We start from the raw sequence: 19446 nt of genomic DNA on the forward strand, positions 1-19446 counted from the left end.
GGGGAAGAGAGAAACTGGCGCGACGGAACGCCGCGCCGAAGGGGTTAGAAGCCTGCACTAACGCCTACGTACGGGCCGTCGGCCAGCGCGTTGTCGCGGTTGCCGTCTTTACCGGCCAGGTTCAGATAGCGATAGCCTGCTTCGATGGTGATTGGACGCATGATGGTCCAGCGCGCGCCGGCGTTGGCTTCCTGGTAGCTCTCGATACCGCTGGAGAGGGAGTCCGGGGAGTAGTAGTACTCGCCGAACAGGCCAAAGCTGTCGCCAATCTTCCACTGCAGCCCGCCGCCTACTGCCGCCGCGTAGCCTTCGTCACCGTCGTTCGGGTTGGTGTAGATCCCTTTACCGCCGACGGTCGCCAGGAATGGACCAAGCGGAACGTTAAAGCCGAGGCCCAGGCTCGCCGCGTCGCCATCGTCGTCGTTATGCGTCCAGCCGCCGGTCATCGCCAGGCCTGCGCTATCCGTGCCAAGACCAAAGCCCAGATGGGTATAGTCCTCGCCCGCCGAGCCGTTGAAGGAGATAGCGTTGGCCGCAGCCGATACAACCATCAGGCCTAAGCCCATTAATGCCACTTTTTTCATTGTCGTGATCCCGCACAATTTATTCACAGATGTCCCAAAACCGCGAGATTTTAACCTGACTATCCGTGGGATCAATGGACTCCGCATACATCGAACAATTAGTTTGTAACGATATGAAAATATCGGCATTTACGTCATCAATAAAAAGCGCATTTTCACGCTCAGGCCGCCCAGCTGTTCACTGGCCGAGAGCTGAAGATGGCTGCGGTGCAGGCGGGCGATGTCCCCGGCCAGCGCCAGCCCAATCCCGGACCCGGCGGCGTCCCCCACGTTATCCAGCCGATGAAACGGCAGCATGGCCTGGGCGATCTGATCTTCAGCAATTCCCGGACCGCAGTCCTCCACGCGAAGCTCAACGGCGTTGTTATCGGTGCGTAAAAACACCGTGACTATGCCCTGCTCCGGGGTGTATTTGATGGCGTTCTCCAGCAGGTTCGCGCACAGCTCGCCCAGCAGCACGTCGTCCCCTTCGATCATCACCGGCTGCTGAACGCCGTCATACCCGAGATCGATACCCTTGCTGCGCGCCTGCGCCAGCCGGGAAAAGCAGCAGTTTTGCACCACCTGCACCAGATCGACGGGGCCAAACTGCCGCTCACCCTGCTCCTTTCGCTTCACCGCCGAAAGCTGCAGCAGCCGCTCGGTCAGCACGATGGTGTTGTCCAGCGTGACGTTCATCGCCCGCAAGCTCTCCTGCCACAGGGCCGGATCGTTTCGCGTCAGGGCAACCGAAACCTGAGTTTTGAGCACCGCCAGCGGGGTTTTGAGCTGGTGGGAGGCATCGGCGCTGAAGCGCTCCTGCCGCGACAGCACGCCGCGCAGCCGGTCGATATAGCGGTTAAACGCCACGATCAGCAGGCGCGTTTCCGACCAGGGCAGCAGCTCCGGCAGCGGGGCCAGCAGCCCGGGCTCACGGCGCACCATCAGTGAGGAGAGCTGGCGCATCGGGCGCAGCACGCGGCGCAGCAGCCAGGCGGTTAAGACCAGCGTCAGCAGCACCAGCAGCCCCTGCGAGACTAGTGATGAAAAGAGAAGCTGGGTGGCCAGATAGCGCCGCGACTGCAGGGTTTCGGCAACGTAGATCTCCGCCATTCCGGACACGCTGTCTTCGTTAACCGGCTGAAGCAGCTTCGCCACGCGGATCGCCTGACCGCGATACTCGGTATGATAGAACCAGGCCAGCGCGGGATAGTGCGTGGTGCGCGACGTGGAGGGGGGCATGTTCGGCAGGTCGTCATAGCCGGAGATCGTCCGACCGTCCGGGTCAACCACCTTGTAGTAGAGGCGATCGTTCATGTTCAGCTCAAAGCTGTCGAGCACCACCCAGGGAACGTTGACCAGCAGCTTGCCGTTGTGCACCTCCAGCCGTTCAGACACCGTACGCGCCGAGGATAGCAGCGTGCGGTCATAGGCCTGCGTCGCCGCCTGAAGCGCGCTGACGTAGCTGTTGAAGGCCGACAGCCCCCATAACAGCAGCAGCGGCAAACCCAGAAAGAGCAGAAGTTGCTGGTAAAGCGACTGCGGCTTAACCCACCTCATCGCCGCACTCCAGCACGTAGCCCAGACCCCGAAGCGTGGTGATCCGCACGCCGCTGCCGGCCAGCTTCTTACGCAGGCGGTGAATATAGAGGTCGATGCTCTCGGGGCTGACGTCGTCGTTCAGGCTAAACACCTGGTCGAAAAGCTGCTGTCGGGATACGGGGCGGGTGCGGCGGTGCATCAGCACCTTCAGTAACGAAAGCTCGCGGGGCGTGAGCGAGAGGGGCTCATCGCGCAGAAGAAAAAAGCCGTCGTCATCGTATTCCAGCTCCCCCAGGCGCTGGCGCTCCTGGGTTCGCCCTTCACTGCGGCGCAGCAGCGCGCGCAGGCGGGCATCAAGCTCCTCCAGCTCGAACGGCTTTGGCAGGTAGTCGTCAGCCCCGGCATTCAGGCCTTTCACCCTGTCCGCCACGTTGCTGCGGGCGGTAAGAAACAGCACGGGAAGCGTCTGCCCGCGCTTTCTCAGGCGGTGCACCACCTCCAGCCCGTCGAAGCCGGGCATGCCGATATCAAGAATGGCGACGGCATAGTTTTCCCCCTGCAAAAGGTGATCGGCCGCGCGCCCGTCGTTAACGCAGTCCACGGCAAAACCGTTCTGTACCAGCGCTTTCTCCAGCCAGTGAGCCAGCTCACGATTATCTTCCGCCAGTAAGAGACGCATATCACATCCTGTAAAGTTGGTGTCGCAGTGAAAGGGAAATGAAAGGTTATTGTTTTAACAATCACGCAACGGAACCGCTACAAGGTGGTTCACATAATCAGAAAAAAGACACCCGTACCCGTACTCCCGGTTCTCCGGCGTGAGGATAAACGATGAAAAAACAATTACTTTCTGCTCTTGCTGCAAGCGTTTTGATGTTGAGTGCCTCTGTCGTCCAGGCGCAGGATGCCCCGTCCCGCACCGAATGCATTGCTCCGGCCAAGCCCGGCGGCGGTTTCGACCTGACGTGCAAGCTGATTCAGGTCAGCCTTCTGGAGACGAAGGCCATCGAAAAACCGATGCGCGTTACCTACATGCCCGGCGGCGTGGGCGCGGTAGCCTACAACGCCATTGTCGCGCAGCGCCCTGCCGAAGCGGGTACCGTGGTGGCCTTCTCCGGCGGCTCGCTGCTGAACCTGTCGCAGGGCAAATTTGGCCGTTATGACGTGGACGACGTGCGCTGGCTCGCCACCGTGGGCACCGATTACGGCATGATTGCCGTTCGCGCCGACTCCCCGTGGAAATCCCTGAAAGATCTGCTGACCGCCATGGAAAAAGATCCGAACAGCGTGGTGATTGGCGCGGGCGCGTCTATCGGCAGCCAGGACTGGATGAAAGCCGCTCTGCTGGCGCAGCAGGCAAAAGTGGATCCGCACAAGATGCGCTACGTGGCCTTTGAAGGCGGCGGTGAGCCGGTCACGGCGCTGATGGGCAACCACGTGCAGGCCGTTTCTGGCGATCTCAGCGAAATGGTGCCCTACCTGAGCGGGGATAAAATTCGCGTGCTGGCGGTGTTCTCGGAAAACCGCCTGCCGGGCCAGCTGGCAGACGTCCCAACCGCCAAAGAGCAGGGTTATGACCTGGTCTGGCCGATCATTCGCGGCTTCTTCGTCGGGCCAAAGGTGACCGACGCCGAGTACCAGTGGTGGGTGGATACCTTCGCAAAACTCCAGCAAACCGAGTCGTTCAAAAAGCAGCGCGATCTGCGCGGGCTGTTTGAGTTCAACCTGAACGGCAAGCAGCTGGACGACTACGTGAAAAAACAGGTGAATGATTACCGCGAGCAGGCGAAAGCCTTTGGCCTGGCGAAATAACCGGAGGCGCTATGAGCGATCGCATTTTTGCCGGGATCTGGCTGTTGCTCTGCGTTGGCGGGATGTTCGTCGCCTGGCAGATCCACAGCGAATACAGCTATGAACCCGTGGGGCCACGCCCCTTCCCTGTGGGCATTGTCGGCCTGATGCTGCTCTGCTCGGTAGCCCTGCTGCTGCGCCACCCGGATACCGTGGAGTGGCCGCCGCGCCGCACGCTGCAGCGTCTGCTGGTGATGGTGATTGTGCTGCTGATGTACGCGTGGGGCTTTGAGTGGCTCGGCTTCCCGATTGCCACTGCCCTGCTGACGATGGTGATTGGCCTGCTGTTTAACGCCTCGCTGACCGCGGCGGGGATCTCCGGGGTCGTGCTGGGCATTTTACTCTGGTACGCCTTCGACCGCCTGCTGGACGTGACGCTGCCCCTCGGCGCATGGTTTAACTAACGGAGCACGCTATGGATACCTGGATCTATCTCTCTCAGGGGTTCGCGGTAGCGATGACCCCGGAAAACCTGGTGATTGCCCTGATCGGCTGTTTCGTCGGGACCATCGTCGGCCTGCTGCCCGGCCTTGGCCCCATCAACGGCGTGGCGATTTTATTGCCGCTGGCCTTTGCCCTGCATCTGCCCGCGGAATCGGCGCTGATCCTGCTGGCGACGGTGTACATCGGCTGTGAATACGGCGGGCGTATTTCGTCGATACTGCTTAACGTGCCCGGCGATGCCGCCGCCATTATGACCGCGCTGGATGGTTATCCGATGGCGCAGCAGGGGCGCGGCGGCGTGGCGCTCTCGATTTCCGCCGTCAGCTCGTTCTTTGGCTCCCTGATCGCCATCGGCGGCATCATTCTGTTCGCCCCGGCGCTGGCCCAGTGGTCGCTGGCCTTTGGTCCGGCCGAATATTTTGCCCTGATGGTGTTCGCCATCGCCTGCCTCGGCAGCATGATGGCGCAGAACCCGCTGAAGTCGTTTTTGTCCGCGCTGATTGGCTTAGGGTTAGCCACCGTCGGCGTGGATGCCAACACCGGGGTTTACCGCTTTACCTTCGACAGCGTTCACCTGTCCGACGGCGTGCAGTTTATCGTCGTCGTGATTGGCCTGTTCTCCGTATCGGAAATCTTGCTGATGCTGGAACATACCAGCAGCGGGCAGACGCTGGTGCGTAAAACCGGCCGTATGCTCTTTAACGCCAAAGAGGGGGCGCAGTGCGTGGGTGCCACCCTGCGTTCGTCGGTGATTGGTTTCTTCGTCGGCATTCTGCCCGGCGCGGGGGCAACCATCGCCAGCGCCATTACCTACATGACCGAGAAGAAGCTGAGCGGTAACGGCGACAGCTTCGGCAAAGGCGATATACGCGGCGTGGCGGCGCCAGAGGCGGCCAATAACGCCTCGGCCTGCGGCTCGTTTATCCCGATGCTGACGCTTGGCGTGCCGGGCTCCGGCACCACGGCGGTGATGATGGGCGCGCTGACGCTCTATAACATCACTCCCGGTCCGGCGATGTTTACCGAGCAGCCCGATATCGTCTGGGGCTTGATTGCGGCGCTGCTGATTGCCAACGTGATGCTGCTGGTGATGAACATCCCGCTGATCGGCCTGTTTACCCGAATGCTGACCATTCCCCTCTGGTTCCTGGTCCCGGCTATCGCCGCCGTCTCTGCGGTTGGGGTATACGCGGTGCACAGCACCACCTTCGACCTGGTGTTAATGGTGCTGCTCGGGGTGCTGGGGTACATTTTACGCAAAATGCACTTCCCGATGTCGCCGCTGATTTTAGGGTTCGTGCTGGGTGAGATGCTGGAGCAGAACCTGCGCCGCGCCCTCTCCATCAGCAACGGCAACATGGCGATTCTGTGGGAGAGCAGCGTGACGAAGATCCTGCTGGGAATGGCGATCATGGTTATTGTCGTGCCGCCGGTGCTGCGCTGGATGCGCCGACGCCACCACAAACCGCAGCCGGATATCGGCTGATTATCCCCTCAACAGGGCATTGACCCACTGCTTTAACGCCTGGCGGGAGATCTTTATCCCGCCATTTTTTAGCTCCGGCGGCAGGGCCAGCCAGTGCACCGGCTGCTCAAAGCGCGCCAGCCTGCCCTTAACCCACTCCGGTAACAGCGTGATATCCGTGCCGGGCTCGCATTCCACTACCGCAACCGGGCGCTGCCCGAACTCAACGTCATCCAGCGGAACGATAAACGCCTGGCTCACCTGCGGGTGCGTGACGATGACGCGCTCCAGCGCTTCCGGCTGGATCCCTTCTCCGCCGCTGAAAAAGAGATTGTCCATCCGGCCCAGAATGGTCAGACGGCCGTTACGCCACTCGCCGCGATCGCGGGTGGCAAACCAGCCCTGCTCGTTGACCAGCGGCAGCAGCGCGCCGTCTCGCCAGTAGCCCGTCGCCATGCTGTCTGCCCGGATCCAGACCTCACCGTTGACCACCTGAACCTCCCTGCCCGGCAGCGCGCTGCCCACGTCGGGCTCGCCGTCGGCCGCCTTGGCGCAGACGGTGGAAGCAAACTCGGTCAGGCCGTAGCCGCAGAACGTGCGGATCCCCTTTTCGCGCGCCTGTTCGGTCAGCTCAACGGGGATTTCCGCTCCGCCGAGCAGCACGGCCTTCAGCGCGACGGGATGGTGTGAATTGAGCAGTCGCCACAGCTGGGTCGGCACCAGCGAGGCGTGGGTGCAGCCCCGTAGCGCCTGCTCCAGCGGCTGTTTTTCGCGCACGGTGAGACGACCTCCGCCCTGCAGCCAGCGCCACAAGATCCCCTGACCGGAGACGTGAAACAGCGGCAGGGACAGCAGCCAGTCGTCGTCATCGCCGTAAGGCATCAGCGACAGCACGCCTTTTGCGCTCGCAAGGTGGGCAGCGCAGGTGTGCACCGCCGCCTTCGGCAGGCCGGTGGAGCCGGAGGTGAGCGTCATCGAGGCCAGACGTTCCGCCCGCCACGTCACGCCGCCCTGCCCCTCTCCCTCTCTTAACGCCAGCGCGGGCAGACCGTCGTATTCACCGTTGAGCACCAGCGCAAAGCGCAGCGTCATCTGCGGCATCAGCACGTCCAGCAGGGGACGCGGAAGCTGAGGGTTTACCGGTAAAATGCGTGCGCCGCACTGCAGCAGCGCAAGCCAGGCCAGCAGGGTTCGGGGATGGTTGTGGGCGAGCAGCATGACGCCGTCACCGTCACTGACCCCCTGAGACTGAAAACCGGCTGCCAGCCCGTCGATACGCTCGCACAGCTGAGACCAGCTGAGCGTTACATCGCCTAAGCGCAGCGCGGGCCTGTCGGCATGCCGCGCGCGCCAGTGCCGCCACGGCCAGTCGGTAAAAGTCATTGCAGCGGCTCCAGCGCCCCAGCGTCGAGGCACGGCAGGGTGCTGCCTGGCCAACGGCGAATAAGCTGCGCCTGCATCAGGTTCAGCGTATCGAGGCCGGGAGTAGTCTGCGGCGTTAGCCAGGCGGCAACGCGCGCCAGCTGCGTCAGCCCAAGGCTTGACTCGATGGACGAGCTGATCACCGCCGTCAGCCCCGAAGCATGGGCCGCCGCGACCTGCTCGCGCACCGTATTAAGGCTGCCGGTAAGCGTCGGCTTGATGACCACGGCACTGACGCCGGGCTCGGCGACGAAGGCAAAATCGGCTTCGCGCAGGCTTTCATCCCAGGCGATAGCAATGCCCGTTTCCCTGGCAAAGGCGCGGGAATCGTCGCGGGTTTTGCACGGCTCCTCGAGAAACGCAATGCGGCTGCGGTACGCGGGGTTAACGTATTTCGCGAACTGCTGCGCCTTGAGCGGCGTCCAGGCGCGGTTGGCGTCCAGACGCAGGCGCAGGTCGGGGATGGCTTCCAGCAGCAGGTTGACCACCATCCCGTCGCGCACCGCTTCGTACAGGCCGACCTTGATTTTCGCCACCTTCTCGCCCGGCATCGCGGAGAGCAGCGCGAAGAGTTCATCCGGATCGCCGGTGCAGAGCGGCGCGGCGCGATAGTTCGCCGCCTCCGGCAAACTGCCGTCCAGCTCTGCCAGCGCGCAGCTGATGCCGAACGCGGCGGAAGGAACGTCCGGCAGCGCCGGATCGTCTCCCTCGCGCCAGTCGTGCGTCCAGGCCATCAGCGCGGCCTGCGCCTCGTCCAGCGTTTCCAGGCTAAAGCCCGGAAGCGGGGCTATCTCGCCCCACCCTTCCCGCTCGCCCTCCCGAAGGTGCACGAAAAAGCCGTCACGGGTTTTTAACCGCCGTTCACGCAGCACCACGCCCGCGTCCATCGGTATCTGCCAGCGGTAAACCTGCGCGCGACGCATTACGGGTTCCGTTTGTATTTGCTGAAGTCTGGCTGGCGTTTTTCGTTGAACGCGTTGCGCCCTTCCTGACCCTCTTCGGTCATATAGAACAGCATGGTCGCGTTGCCCGCCAGCTCCTGAAGGCCCGCCTGGCCGTCACAGTCGGCGTTGAGCGCGGCTTTCAGGCAGCGCAGCGCCATTGGGCTGTTTTGCAGCATTTCGCGACACCAGCGCACGGTCTCTTTCTCAAGATCGGCAACGGGCACCACGGTGTTGACCAGCCCCATATCCAGCGCTTCCTGCGCGTTGTACTGGCGGCACAGGAACCAGATCTCGCGGGCTTTTTTCTGGCCGACGATGCGCGCCATGTAGGATGCGCCCCAGCCGCCGTCGAAGGAACCCACTTTCGGGCCGGTCTGGCCGAAGATGGCGTTTTCCGCCGCGATGGTCAGGTCGCACATCATGTGCAGCACGTGGCCGCCGCCGATGGAATAACCTGCCACCATCGCCACCACCGGTTTCGGGCAGGTGCGGATCTGGCGCTGGAAATCCAGCACGTTCAGGTGGTGCGTACCCGCATCGTCCTGGTATCCGCCGTAGTCGCCACGCACTTTTTGATCGCCGCCGGAGCAGAAGGCTTTTTCGCCTTCGCCGGTCAGGACGATGACGCCGATGCTGTCGTCGTAGCGGGCATCCGCCAGCGCCTGGATCATCTCTTTGACGGTCAGCGGACGAAACGCGTTGCGCACCTGAGGGCGGTTAATGGTGATTTTGGCAATGCCGTCGGCGGACTTGTGGTAACGAATGTCGGTGTAGCCTTCGGAGCAGTCCTGCCATTCGACCGGCGCGTAAAGCATGTTTTCATCAGGATAGATCATAGCGTGTCCTTTGTTCGATAACGCAGTATCTGAGCCAGACTCGCGGCAACCGCATCCGGGTTTTCCCGGTGGGCGTTGTGTCCGGCATGAGGGATAGCATGGCGCGTGGCGTTAAGTTCAGCAGCGATGGCGTTGAACTTCTCATCACGTTCGCCATAGAGATAGTAAAAAGGAAAATCACGCGCGCTGAGCGCGGGACGCAGGTCAGGCTGAACGGCAAGCGAGGTGGCTTCCAGCATCTCTGCCAGCTTCAGGCCGTTGTTCCGGCTGCGCAGGGCGATAAGCGCGCGGCGCTGCGCCTGCGTGAGGGAGGCAAAGACGGGCTGCTGATACCAGTCGGCGAAGACGGCTTCCAGCGGCTCGCCGCGAAAACGTGACGCCCAGCGGCGGTCGGATATAAGCCGCGCCTCGCGCGCATCGGCGTGGAGCAGGCCCGGGTGCCCGCCTTCCACAATCAGCCCGTTCAGGCCCGCAGGACGCTGGCAGGCATGAAACATCGCAATGCGGCCGCCGAGGGAGTACCCCACCAGCCAGAAGCTTAGTATGTTGTAACTAATAAGGGTGCGGGTAAGCAGCGCGCTCATCCCGGCAAATGCCGTCACGCCGATGTCCGCTGACTCACCGTGTCCCGGCAGGTCCAGGTAGAGCCGGGGATAGTCCTTCAGCGACGCTCCGACAGCCTGCCACTCGCGGCGGTCGCCGGAAAAACCGTGCAGGAAAACCAGCCAGGGGTAGCCTGGCTTTCCGGGCTGCGTGACGCCTGCGAGGATCACAGGTGGCTCACCTGCGCCAGCAGAGTTTGCAGCTTCTGCGCGCCGTCAGAATCGTTGACCACCAGCTCAATCAGCGTTGCGCCGGGCTGTCGCCAGGCGGTGCTCAGCGCCGTTTCCAGATCGTCCCAGCTTTCCGGGCGATGGTATTTAAGGCTGAACATGGCGGCGGCATGTTCAAACTGCACGTTCTGCGGCATCAGATAGAAGCGCTCGCGTTCGCTCTGCGGGGTCGGCAGCAGCGAGAAAATCTGGCCGCCGTTATTGTTAACGACAATCAGCACAAACGGTGCCGACGCCTGACGCAGCAGCGCCAGCGCGTTGAGATCGTAGAGCGCGGAGAGGTCCCCCACAATCGCCAGCGTGGATTTGGCGCTGGCGCGCTGTACGCCGGCCGAGGTGGAGATCAGGCCGTCAATGCCGCTCGCCCCCCGGTTGCTGTACACCGGGTAACCAGCGGGCAGCTTCGAGAGGGCGTCAATCAGGCGCACGACGAGGCTGTTACCGACAAAAAGCTGCCCCTGCTCGGGAAGATATTTCCGGATACGGTGCGCCAGCCCGGCTTCACTGAACGCTTCGCACTGCGCTTTGGTAAGCTCCCACGCCTGGCGTGACAGCTCGGGGATCGCTACCGCCCAGGGCTTGCGTTTTTCCGCCGGATGCAGCGCCAGCCAGGTATCGATATCGCTCACCAGGCGACGGCCGCGGTGGTGCGCCGGATCGAGGCGCCCTTCGAGCGGGTCCACCAGCCAGTACTCTTCCGGCGTACAGGTGGCCTGCCACTGAAGCAGGCGTTTACCCGTCAGGCTCGATCCCAGCTGGACGACAATCTGCGCCTGCGCCAGCTCGGTGACCGCTTTCGCGTTCCCCAGCCAGAGATCGGCGCACGGCAGCGGCTGACCGGTCTGGGAAAGCACGTCACCAATCAGCGGCCAGCCAAGCGTTTGTGCCCACTCCGCCGCCAGCCTGCCTTCCGCCGCGCTCATCCGCCCGGCAAGTACCACGCCGCGCTTCTGACGCCAGAAGAACCAGTCGCGCTGCTTTGCGCTTTCCAGATGCGTTTGCTCGCGCAGCCACGGCTTTTCGCTCTCCCACCACTCTCCGAGCTGCTGCTGCCAGGCGAGGCCGGTATCGTTCATTTCGCCGTACAGCGGCTCGGCAAACGGGCAGTTGATGTGCAGCCCGCCGCTGCGCAGCGCGTTCATGGCGTGGTCGAGGGTGGAGACCAGCCAGCTGGCGGGGATATCCTGAGTGGGGCGCGGCAGCGAAACCGTCTGAGAAGGATGCGAAGCAAAGATGCCGGGCTGGCGAATCGCCTGGTTAGCGCCGCAGTCAATAAGTTCAGGGGGGCGATCGGCAGTCAGTAAAATCAGCTTCTCACCGGTTAAGCCCGCTTCAATCAGCGCCGGGTAGAGGTTCGCCACCGCCGTACCGGACGTGACGATCACCGCCACGGGCGCCTTGCTGACCTTCGCCAGCCCGAGTGCCAGATGGCCCAGGCCGCGCTCGTCAAAATGGGTGTGATGAATAAAAGCCCGGTTTTCCGCCGCTGCAAGGGTGAGCGGCGTGGAGCGAGAGCCCGGGGCAATACACACGTGCCTGACGCCATGGCGGGTCAGGGCTTCAAGGATCACCGTCGCCCAGCGTCGGTTAAAAGAACTTACTGACATGAGGTTGTCCAGTATCAAGAATGCGACACAGTATAAATAATAGAAAAAATCAGAATTTTGATGTGAATCGGGATTGCGCGAATCAGTATTAATCCCTAAGGAGAAGGGAGCGCAGCCCGGCGGCTTTGTTTTCTATCTCCTGCCACTCCTGCTCCGGATCGGAGCCGCTGACGATGCCCGCCCCGGCATAAAGGCGCAGCGCGTCGTCGTGGACGCGGGCGGAGCGTAATGCCACGCAGAATTCACTTTGTTCGACCGACAGATAGCCCGCCGAGCCGGCGTACCACTCCCGATCAAACGGCTCCACTTTCTCAATAAACTCACGCGCGGCCTGACGCGGCAGCCCGGCCACTGCCGCCGTCGGTTGCAGGGTGTGCAGACACTGCTCGTCGTCAGGCTGTTTAAGCTCGGTCCAGATGCAGCGGCGCAGGTGCTGTACCTTGCGCAGACGCAGCACCTGAGGGGGCAGTACCTCAAGCGTCCGGGTATGGTGCTGAAGACGCTGGCAGATATCTTCTACCACCAGCATATTTTCACGCTGATTTTTGTCGTCGTTCATCAGCCAGTCGCCCAGATGCCGGGCCTGCCTGTCGTCGGTATGGCTGGCAACGGTGCCTGCCAGCGCTTCGGTGCGCAGCAGCGTGCCGCGCCGCCGCCACAGGCGCTCGGGGGTCGAACCGAGAAACGCGTTGCCGGCATCGAAAACCATACAAAAATGGTAGCAGTTGAGGTTCAGCGCGCGGCTGGCGGCCATCAGCGCAATCGCGTCTACGGGCTGCCTGCACTGCAAATCCGTCGCTCGCGCCAGCACCACTTTTTCGACATCGCCGAGCGCGATGGTATCCGTCGCATGACGGATCAGCCGCAGCCACTCCGGCTTTTGTGGATGATGCGTTTCCTGCGCAACCTGAACGGACAGCGGACGAATTGGGGCGGCATCGCGCAGGCTGTCTATAACGCTCAGCGCCTGACGGGCATCTTCACGCAGGGACGTTTCGCTCCATAGCTGCAGGCGCAGCGTGGCGACGCCGGCAGACCGTCGCCAGAGCAGGCGCGGCAAAAACAGGTTTCCCTGCGCCGGGTTAAAGGCGTTCAGGCCGCAGATGCGGGTATCATCTGCCGCATCATGGGCATGCAAAAACCGTGAGGCCGAGGCCAGAGAATCAAAGTGGACGAGGCTTCCCAGCGCGGCAAGCTCTTCATCGCCGCTGCGCTGCTGCCAGTAGAACTGAGGATAGATCCGCTGCGCGCCCAGCCATGCCAGGGGATCGAAGGCGTCGTTTAACGGGAATGAAACGTCGAAATGACGTAAGCCGGGCGTAGCGGGCAACGCTTGCGCAAGCTGAGTGCGCAGGCGTTCCAGCGCGAGGAAAATCGAATGCACGCGAACCTCTCCCTGTTAAAACCTACTATTATACGGGGTACTGACGATAAATAGCAGTACCCACGTTTAGGGAGGGGTTTAGCGGCTTAACGGCGGGCTAACAGCAGGCCCAGCACCAGCCCTACGGCAGCCCCGACGCCAATGCCCTGCCACGGTTTTTCATGGACGTAATCATCGGCACGATACACCGCCTGCTTGGCGCGGTAGTAGTAATTGTCGGAGGCGTTGCTGACGCGGTTTTTCACATCATGCAGCGCCTGTTCGGCACGCGCTTTAAGCTCAATGTACTTCTGATCGGCAGGATCGCCTGACGAACGAAGCACCTCTTCCAGCGTTTCGCTCAGCAGCGTCAGGTCGTCGTCTGCTCGGGAATCCCAGGATTGAAATGACATAATGTTCTCCATGTTAGTACACCAGTCCGGTAACTATAGACAACGTCTCGCCATTACGCCTGTTTCGCTTCGCGCGCCATGCCGACGTGCGGGATGCCGTCCTCGTCATAGATTTCCGTCACCGGGGCAAAACCGAAATGGGCGTAGAAAGGCTGCAGATGCGCCTGCGCGCCAAGGTATAACGCCTTGTCAGGCCACCGTTTTCTGCACGCTTCCAGCGTTTTTTCCATCAGCTGATAGCCCAGCTTTTCACCGCGGGCGCTGCCGCTGACAATAACCCGGCCAATAACGACGGGGTCGAAATCGTCCTCGCTTTTCAGAATCCTCGCATATGCCACCAGGTCATCACCCCGCCAGCCGAGGATATGCCGGTTCTCGCCCACCAGATCGTCGCCGTCGATATCCTGATACGGGCAGGTTTGTTCAACAATAAAGACTTCACAGCGCAGCCTGAGCAGGGCGTATAGTGACTGAACGGTCAGTTCGCCGTGGTGTAAATCTTGCCACTGGATCATGTGTTTCTCCTTCCTGGGGTTCATCACGTTATACTAAACCCCTTCCCATTCGGCAAAGGGCTGATTGCGTTATGGAACTGATTTTTCTGGGTACGTCCGCCGGGGTGCCAACCCGCTCACGAAACGTGACGGCAATTCTGCTGGATCTTAAGCATCCTACCCGCGGCGGGCTGTGGCTGTTTGACTGCGGAGAGGGCACGCAGCATCAGCTGCTGCACACCGCATATCATCCCGGCAAGCTGGATAAAATTTTCGTGACCCACCTGCACGGCGACCATCTGTTTGGCCTGCCGGGCCTGCTGTGCAGCCGTTCGATGGCGGGCAACGCCAACCCGCTGACGATTTACGGGCCGGCGGGTATTCAGGAATTTGTTGAAACCACGCTGCGCCTGAGCGGTTCATGGACCGATTATCCGCTGGAGGTGGTGGAGATTGGCGAAGGTCTGGTCTTCGACGACGGCGACTATCAGGTGCGCGCCTACCCGCTTAACCATCCGGTGGAGTGCTATGGCTATCGCGTGGAAGAGCATGATAAACCCGGCGCGCTCAACGCCGCCGCGCTGCAGGCCGATGGCGTTAAACCCGGCCCGCTGTTTCAGCGCCTGAAGCACGGAGAGACCGTCACGCTGGAAGACGGCCGCGTTATCAACGGCCAGGATTATCTCGCACCGCCGCAGCCGGGCAAAAAACTGGCGATATTCGGCGACACCGCCCCCTGCCCTTCAGCGCTGAGGCTTGCGCAAGGCGTGGACGTGATGGTGCATGAGGCGACGCTGGACGCTGCGATGGAGGAAAAGGCCAACGGCCGGGGCCATAGCTCAACGCGTCAGGCGGCACGGCTTGCCCGTGAAGCAGGCGTCGGGAAGCTGATTGTCACTCACGTCAGCTCGCGCTACGACGCCCGCGGCTGCCAAAGCCTGCTGGCGGAGTGTCGGGAGGTCTTCCCGGCGTGTGAGCTGGCGGAAGATTTCGCTAAGGTCAGCGTTTAGTCCTTCACTTTTCCCTCAGGATGCCGATAACGATTAAAAGGCCAGCATTTCTCTTGAGGGTAAAATGGATAATTTCCAGAAAGATATTGATGACAGGGCGAATCTGACCCTGTCCAACCGTTTTGAACTGTTGCTGTTCCGTCTTGGCACCTCTCTGAACGAAAACAAATCCGAGCTGTTCGGCATCAACGTATTCAAGCTGCGCGAAATTGTGCCGATGCCAACGTTCACCAAACCCGCGGGGATGAAGTCTCCGCTGATGGGGATGGTGAATATTCGCGACCAGGTTATCCCGGTGATCGATCTTGCCGCCGTCGCGGGCTGCAGGCCAGCAACCGGGCTGAACATACTGCTGATCACCGAATATGCCCGCAGCGTGCAGGCGTTTGCCGTGGAATCGGTGGAGAACATCATGCGTCTGGACTGGAAGCAGGTTCACGCGGCCGAAACCGCCGTGAGCGGGCGCTATATCACCAGCATCGCCTGTCTGGACGAGAAGACCGATACCAACGATCTGGCGATGGTGCTGGACGTGGAGCAGATCCTCTACGATATCACCCCGGCCAACCACGATCTGCACGCCACTAACCTGAAGACCACCAAATTCAACATCAAGCCGGGCTCTGTCGCGATTGTTGCGGAAGACTCTAAGGTGGCGCGCTCGATGCTGGAGAAGGGGTTGCAGGCGATGGAGATCCCGGCGCAGCTGCACATCACCGGTAAAGACGCATGGGAGAAAATTGGCGTGCTGGCCGCGCAGGCGCAGGCTGAAGGGGTGCCGATCACCGATAAAATTGCCCTGGTGCTGACCGACCTCGAAATGCCGGAGATGGACGGCTTCACGCTGACGCGCAAAATCAAAACCGACCCGGTACTGAAAGATATTCCGGTGGTGATCCACTCGTCGCTCTCCGGCAACGCCAACGAAGACCATATTCGTAAAGTGAAGGCGGACGGCTACGTGGCGAAGTTTGAGCTGAACGAGCTGTCGTCGGTGATTGAAGAGGTGCTGGATCGTTCGATGAAGAAAATTGACGGGCCGTTGATTAGCAGGAAGCAGCTAGCTTAAGTCTGGTGCGGGCTGGTGCCCTCACCCCGTCCCTCTCCCACCGGGCTGAGGGTTCCCCACAAATTAATGCGAGCACTGAGCAATTCCCTCGCCCCTCCGGGGAGAGGGTTAGGGTGAGGGGAACATACGGCGGTGGTGGTCATTCCGTTCACTTTATGTTTCTTGCTACTCTGTAACGACATGACCGGTGAACGTGCCAGGGTGGCTCAGTCGCCACCACCCTGGCGACCCGGGCTCCCGGCGGTAAATCGCCGCTTCGCGGTGCCCTCGGCTTATTCCTTCCGGCTTATCGGGGACGGGCGGATGTAACGTCCCTGTAAAGCCGCCCTCTCGGCGCATCCCTGCGCCTTGCCCCGGCCTGCAGGAAACGCCTCAGCGATTTACAGCCGGACCAGGGCATCGCTGACAGCCCTCAGTCATTCAGAAAGCAACTTTATTGCTTCTGCATAAAAAAATTACTGGGGATCCCTCAGCCCACCGGGAGAAGGCGAAAACCATAAAAAAACCCGCCGAGGCGGGTTTTTTGCTTTTACATTAACGGCATTGCTCGCTGCACGATATCAATCAGCGGCTGCGGATAGATACCGAAGATCAGCACCAGCAGCGCAGAGATCAGCACCACGATACCCCCGGCGCTGTACTGCCAGTTGGACGGTGCATCGCGGTTAAGCTGCTGAGGCGCGCTCAGGTACAGGCTCACCGCTACGCGCAGGTAGTAGTAGAGACCTATAGCGGAGCCGATAACGACGCCCGCAGTCAGCCACCACAGACCCGCCTGGACACCGACGGCCAGCACGTAGAACTTACCGATAAAGCCCAGCGTCATCGGAATACCCGCCAGCGAGAGCATCATCACGGTCATCACCGCGGACAGGATTGGACGGTGCCAGAACAGACCACGGTAGGAGAACAGAGAATCTGCATCCGGACCACGGTACGGGCTGGACATCAGGCTCACCACGCCGAACGCGCCGAGGCTGCTGAACAGGTAGCCGGCCAGATACACGCCCACGGTTTCCATCGACATCTCGCCGCTTTGCAGCGCAATCAGCGCCACCAGCAGGTAGCCCAGATGAGAGATAGAGGAGTAGCCCAGCAGACGCTTGATGTTGGTCTGGCTCAGCGCCATCAGGTTACCGAAGATGATGGAAACGAAGGCGATAATGCCCAGCACCACGCGAACCGCTTCGCTGTCGCCCACCGGCGCGTACAGGAACAGACGCATTACCACGCCGAAGATAGCGATTTTGCTCGCCGTCGCCAGGAAGGTAGAGACCGGCGCGGGTGCGCCCTGGTATACGTCTGGCGTCCACAGGTGGAACGGCACCAGAGACAGCTTGAAGCCAAGGCCAACAATCATCATGCCCAGACCCGCCAGCAGCAGCGGCTCGTGCAGCATGTCGTCTCCGAGGCTCTTGCCGAGCGCCATGAAGGAGAGGTTACCCGTCTGTGCGTACAGCAGCGCGATACCGAACAGGAGGAACGACGACGCGGCAGCGGACAGAATGGTGTACTTGATTGCCGCTTCCAGAGAACGCTTCTGGCGGAAGGCGTAGCCAATCAGGCCGAACAGCGGCAGAGAGATCAGCTCAATACCGAGGAACAGCGCGGCCAGATGGTTCGCATTCGCCAGCAGAATGCCGCCCAGTGCGGCAATCAGTACCAGCAGGTAAAACTCTTCTTTGTTGTCGTTGTAGCCTTCGAGCCACGGGTACGCAAAGGTACAGGTTGCCAGGCTCGCCAGCAGCACCAGACCGGTGTAGAGCATGGCGTAGCCGTCAACGCGCATCAGCGGCGTGACGTCCATCGCTCCCGCCTGGCCAACAAACCAGAGGGAGACTAACGCAGCGTTCAGACCCAGAACGGACAGGGTCGCATTCAGGAAGTGATTGCGTCGCCACGCAATGGAGAGCATCACAACCACCACCGTCAATCCGACGATCAGCAGCGGTAGCAGCGCGATCAGTTGTTGTGGAGTTATTGTCATGGCGAATTACGGCCTTGTAGTAGAAGCAGAATTAACAAACCACTGCTGGATATTACCCATCGCGGAGTGCGAGGTATCCAGAATCGGCTGCGGATAGAAGCCCAGCAGCACCAGCAGTACGACCAGCAGCAGGATGATGAACAGCTCGCGCAGCGACATCCCCGGCAGTTCTCTTGCAGCAATTTCGCTCTTCGCTTTACCGAAGTAAGCGCGATGCAGCATCGCCAGCGAGTACACGGAAGCGAACACCAGGCCAAAGGTGGAGATGACGGTGATCATCGGAACCACTTTGAAGCTGCCGAACAGGATCATAAATTCGCCGACGAAGTTACCGGTACCCGGCATCCCCAGGGTGGCAACCGCGAAGAACATGGAAAGCGCTGGCAGCCACTTCATTTTGCCCCACAGGCCGCCCATCATACGCATGTCGCGGGTATGCAGACGTTCGTACAGCTGACCACACAGGATGAAGAGACCCGCAGCGGAGAGACCATGCGCAATCATCTGAATGACCGCGCCCTGGTACGCCAGCTGGCTGCCGGTGTAAATAGCAATCAGCACGAAGCCCATGTGGGAAACGGAGGTGTAAGCAATCAGACGTTTGATGTCGTACTGCGTGAAGGCCATCCACGCGCCGTAGAAGATACCGATCACACCCAGCCACATGGCAATCGGTGCGAACTCCGCGGAGGCGTTCGGGAACAGCGGCAGGGAGAAGCGCAGCAGACCGTAGGCCGCGGTTTTCAGCAAGATACCCGCCAGGTCAACGGAACCCGCCGTTGGCGCCTGGGAGTGCGCGTCCGGCAGCCAGCCGTGCAGCGGTACCACCGGCATTTTCACCGCGAAGGCGATGAAGAAGCCCAGCATCAGCAGGTATTCCACGCCGTGGGACATCGGCGTCTTCAGCAGGTCTTCATAGTTGAAGGTCCAGACGCCGGTCGCGTTGTAGTGCACGAACACCAGCGCCAGGATAGCAATCAGCATCACCAGACCGCTCGCCTGGGTGTAGATGAAGAACTTGGTTGCCGCCGTGATACGCGTTTTACCGTCGGAGGCCTTGTGGCCCCACAGCGCGATCAGGAAGTACATCGGCACCAGCATCATCTCCCAGAAGAAGAAGAACAGGAACATGTCGATGGCCAGGAACACGCCGATAACGCCGCCCAGGATCCACATCAGGTTCAGGTGGAAGAAGCCCTGGTATTTTTCGATTTCACGCCAGGAACACAGTACCGCCAGAACGCCGAGCAGGCCGGTCAGCACCACCATCAGCAGCGACAGACCGTCAATGGCCAGGTGGATCGTGATGCCGAAACGCGGGATCCACGGCAAAATGAACTCAGACTGCCACTGCGGAAGCCCCGCAGACTGGGTCAGTGAGTAGCCACCCTGCAACCAGAGTTGCAGGCCAAGCGCGAGCGTCAATCCCATGGTGATCAGCGCGATCCAGCGCGGCATCTTCACGCCAAAGCGTTCAGTCTGCCAGCACAGGAAGCCGCCGATGAAGGGAATTAATATTAGCCAGGGTAGTAACATGGCGATTTATATTCCTTTTTAAGGCCCCCAACAGGGGCCTGATTTTCAACGAATTCGAATAAAATTC

At 61.0% G+C, this 19446-nt stretch carries 18 protein-coding genes; 5 read left to right on the forward strand and 13 right to left on the reverse strand.

What is annotated here, in order from left to right; genetic code table 11:
• Positions 1-44: 44 nt before the first annotated feature.
• The 3 genes from IM304_RS10135 to tctD all read right to left on the reverse strand — a co-directional run bounded on the left by IM304_RS10135 (position 45) and on the right by tctD (position 2784).
• Positions 45-584 carry a YfaZ family outer membrane protein gene (locus tag IM304_RS10135; RefSeq protein WP_148419900.1) on the reverse strand — a complete coding sequence of 180 codons (540 nt, stop codon included), beginning with the start codon at positions 582-584 and terminating at the stop codon, positions 45-47.
• Positions 585-713: 129 nt separating this feature from the next.
• Entirely contained in the window at positions 714-2123 is a 1410-nt protein-coding gene (locus IM304_RS10140) for a sensor histidine kinase (protein ID WP_193355635.1), read from the reverse strand.
• Positions 2110-2784, reverse strand: a complete 675-nt coding sequence (gene tctD, locus IM304_RS10145) for a transcriptional regulator TctD (protein WP_176609855.1) — start codon at positions 2782-2784, stop codon at positions 2110-2112. The genes IM304_RS10140 and tctD overlap by 14 nt, the downstream gene beginning before the upstream one ends.
• 152 nt (positions 2785-2936) lie before the next feature.
• Between tctD and IM304_RS10150 the strand changes: the two genes are divergently transcribed.
• The 3 genes from IM304_RS10150 to IM304_RS10160 are packed head-to-tail and all read left to right on the forward strand — an operon-like array spanning position 2937 to position 5886.
• Positions 2937-3917: a tripartite tricarboxylate transporter substrate binding protein gene (locus tag IM304_RS10150; RefSeq protein WP_193355636.1), complete on the forward strand. Its 981-nt coding sequence runs from the start codon at positions 2937-2939 to the stop codon at positions 3915-3917.
• 11 nt (positions 3918-3928) lie between these two features.
• Complete coding sequence (locus IM304_RS10155; RefSeq protein WP_193355637.1) at positions 3929-4360, forward strand: tripartite tricarboxylate transporter TctB family protein; 432 nt, start codon at positions 3929-3931, stop codon at positions 4358-4360.
• A gap of 11 nt (positions 4361-4371) precedes the next feature.
• On the forward strand, positions 4372-5886 hold the full coding sequence (locus IM304_RS10160) for a tripartite tricarboxylate transporter permease (protein WP_148419905.1): 1515 nt from the start codon (positions 4372-4374) through the stop codon (positions 5884-5886).
• On the opposite strand, the gene menE is transcribed toward IM304_RS10160, so the two are convergent.
• The 8 genes from menE to IM304_RS10200 form a co-directional block, all read right to left on the reverse strand.
• The gene (gene menE, locus IM304_RS10165) at positions 5887-7248 is read right to left on the reverse strand and encodes an o-succinylbenzoate--CoA ligase (RefSeq protein WP_193355638.1); all 1362 of its coding nucleotides are present in this window, start codon (positions 7246-7248) and stop codon (positions 5887-5889) included. It lies immediately after the preceding gene.
• Positions 7245-8210, reverse strand: a complete 966-nt coding sequence (gene menC, locus IM304_RS10170) for an o-succinylbenzoate synthase (RefSeq protein WP_193355639.1) — start codon at positions 8208-8210, stop codon at positions 7245-7247. Before menC ends, menE begins: the two co-directional genes overlap by 4 nt.
• Complete coding sequence (menB, locus tag IM304_RS10175) at positions 8210-9067, reverse strand: 1,4-dihydroxy-2-naphthoyl-CoA synthase (protein WP_176609849.1); 858 nt, start codon at positions 9065-9067, stop codon at positions 8210-8212. The genes menC and menB overlap by 1 nt, the downstream gene beginning before the upstream one ends.
• Positions 9064-9840, reverse strand: a complete 777-nt coding sequence (gene menH, locus IM304_RS10180) for a 2-succinyl-6-hydroxy-2,4-cyclohexadiene-1-carboxylate synthase (protein ID WP_193355640.1) — start codon at positions 9838-9840, stop codon at positions 9064-9066. Before menH ends, menB begins: the two co-directional genes overlap by 4 nt.
• Positions 9837-11507, reverse strand: coding sequence for a 2-succinyl-5-enolpyruvyl-6-hydroxy-3-cyclohexene-1-carboxylic-acid synthase (gene menD, locus IM304_RS10185; protein ID WP_193355641.1), 1671 nt, complete (start codon positions 11505-11507; stop codon positions 9837-9839). Before menD ends, menH begins: the two co-directional genes overlap by 4 nt.
• Before the next feature lie 88 nt (positions 11508-11595).
• Positions 11596-12891 carry an isochorismate synthase MenF gene (gene menF, locus IM304_RS10190; RefSeq protein WP_193355642.1) on the reverse strand — a complete coding sequence of 432 codons (1296 nt, stop codon included), beginning with the start codon at positions 12889-12891 and terminating at the stop codon, positions 11596-11598.
• An 86-nt stretch (positions 12892-12977) separates the two neighbouring features.
• Entirely contained in the window at positions 12978-13283 is a 306-nt protein-coding gene (elaB, locus tag IM304_RS10195; protein WP_148419912.1) for a stress response protein ElaB, read from the reverse strand.
• Positions 13284-13336: 53 nt separating this feature from the next.
• On the reverse strand, positions 13337-13798 hold the full coding sequence (locus tag IM304_RS10200) for a GNAT family N-acetyltransferase (protein WP_176609845.1): 462 nt from the start codon (positions 13796-13798) through the stop codon (positions 13337-13339).
• A 71-nt stretch (positions 13799-13869) separates the two neighbouring features.
• On the opposite strand from IM304_RS10200, the gene rbn reads away from it, so the two are divergent.
• On the forward strand, positions 13870-14787 hold the full coding sequence (rbn, locus tag IM304_RS10205) for a ribonuclease BN (RefSeq protein ID WP_193355643.1): 918 nt from the start codon (positions 13870-13872) through the stop codon (positions 14785-14787).
• A gap of 64 nt (positions 14788-14851) precedes the next feature.
• On the forward strand, positions 14852-15856 hold the full coding sequence (locus tag IM304_RS10210) for a chemotaxis protein (protein WP_193355644.1): 1005 nt from the start codon (positions 14852-14854) through the stop codon (positions 15854-15856).
• Positions 15857-16385: 529 nt separating this feature from the next.
• On the opposite strand, the gene nuoN is transcribed toward IM304_RS10210, so the two are convergent.
• Together nuoN and nuoM are read right to left on the reverse strand one after the other, a co-directional pair.
• On the reverse strand, positions 16386-17843 hold the full coding sequence (nuoN, locus tag IM304_RS10215; protein WP_148419916.1) for an NADH-quinone oxidoreductase subunit NuoN: 1458 nt from the start codon (positions 17841-17843) through the stop codon (positions 16386-16388).
• Between the two features lie 6 nt (positions 17844-17849).
• Positions 17850-19379 (reverse strand): NADH-quinone oxidoreductase subunit M, encoded by a 1530-nt coding sequence (gene nuoM / locus IM304_RS10220; protein WP_193354547.1) that lies wholly within the window; start codon positions 19377-19379, stop codon positions 17850-17852.
• Positions 19380-19446: the final 67 nt, after the last annotated feature.

It is taken from the genome of Enterobacter cloacae complex sp. P40C2, assembly GCF_014930695.1.
Taxonomy (GTDB): Bacteria; Pseudomonadota; Gammaproteobacteria; order Enterobacterales; family Enterobacteriaceae; genus Enterobacter; species Enterobacter pasteurii.

Coding starts and splice junctions, on each gene's coding strand:
- IM304_RS10210 (WP_193355644.1), top strand. CDS start 14,852: ATGGATAATTTCCAGAAAGATATTGATGACAGGGCGAATCTGACCCTG.
- menC (WP_193355639.1), bottom strand. CDS start 8,210: ATGCGTCGCGCGCAGGTTTACCGCTGGCAGATACCGATGGACGCGGGC.
- IM304_RS10135 (WP_148419900.1), bottom strand. CDS start 584: ATGAAAAAAGTGGCATTAATGGGCTTAGGCCTGATGGTTGTATCGGCT.
- menD (WP_193355641.1), bottom strand. CDS start 11,507: ATGTCAGTAAGTTCTTTTAACCGACGCTGGGCGACGGTGATCCTTGAA.
- IM304_RS10155 (WP_193355637.1), top strand. CDS start 3,929: ATGAGCGATCGCATTTTTGCCGGGATCTGGCTGTTGCTCTGCGTTGGC.
- menB (WP_176609849.1), bottom strand. CDS start 9,067: ATGATCTATCCTGATGAAAACATGCTTTACGCGCCGGTCGAATGGCAG.
- IM304_RS10200 (WP_176609845.1), bottom strand. CDS start 13,798: ATGATCCAGTGGCAAGATTTACACCACGGCGAACTGACCGTTCAGTCA.
- IM304_RS10140 (WP_193355635.1), bottom strand. CDS start 2,123: ATGAGGTGGGTTAAGCCGCAGTCGCTTTACCAGCAACTTCTGCTCTTT.
- menE (WP_193355638.1), bottom strand. CDS start 7,248: ATGACTTTTACCGACTGGCCGTGGCGGCACTGGCGCGCGCGGCATGCC.
- nuoM (WP_193354547.1), bottom strand. CDS start 19,379: ATGTTACTACCCTGGCTAATATTAATTCCCTTCATCGGCGGCTTCCTG.
- tctD (WP_176609855.1), bottom strand. CDS start 2,784: ATGCGTCTCTTACTGGCGGAAGATAATCGTGAGCTGGCTCACTGGCTG.
- IM304_RS10150 (WP_193355636.1), top strand. CDS start 2,937: ATGAAAAAACAATTACTTTCTGCTCTTGCTGCAAGCGTTTTGATGTTG.
- rbn (WP_193355643.1), top strand. CDS start 13,870: ATGGAACTGATTTTTCTGGGTACGTCCGCCGGGGTGCCAACCCGCTCA.
- IM304_RS10160 (WP_148419905.1), top strand. CDS start 4,372: ATGGATACCTGGATCTATCTCTCTCAGGGGTTCGCGGTAGCGATGACC.
- elaB (WP_148419912.1), bottom strand. CDS start 13,283: ATGTCATTTCAATCCTGGGATTCCCGAGCAGACGACGACCTGACGCTG.
- nuoN (WP_148419916.1), bottom strand. CDS start 17,843: ATGACAATAACTCCACAACAACTGATCGCGCTGCTACCGCTGCTGATC.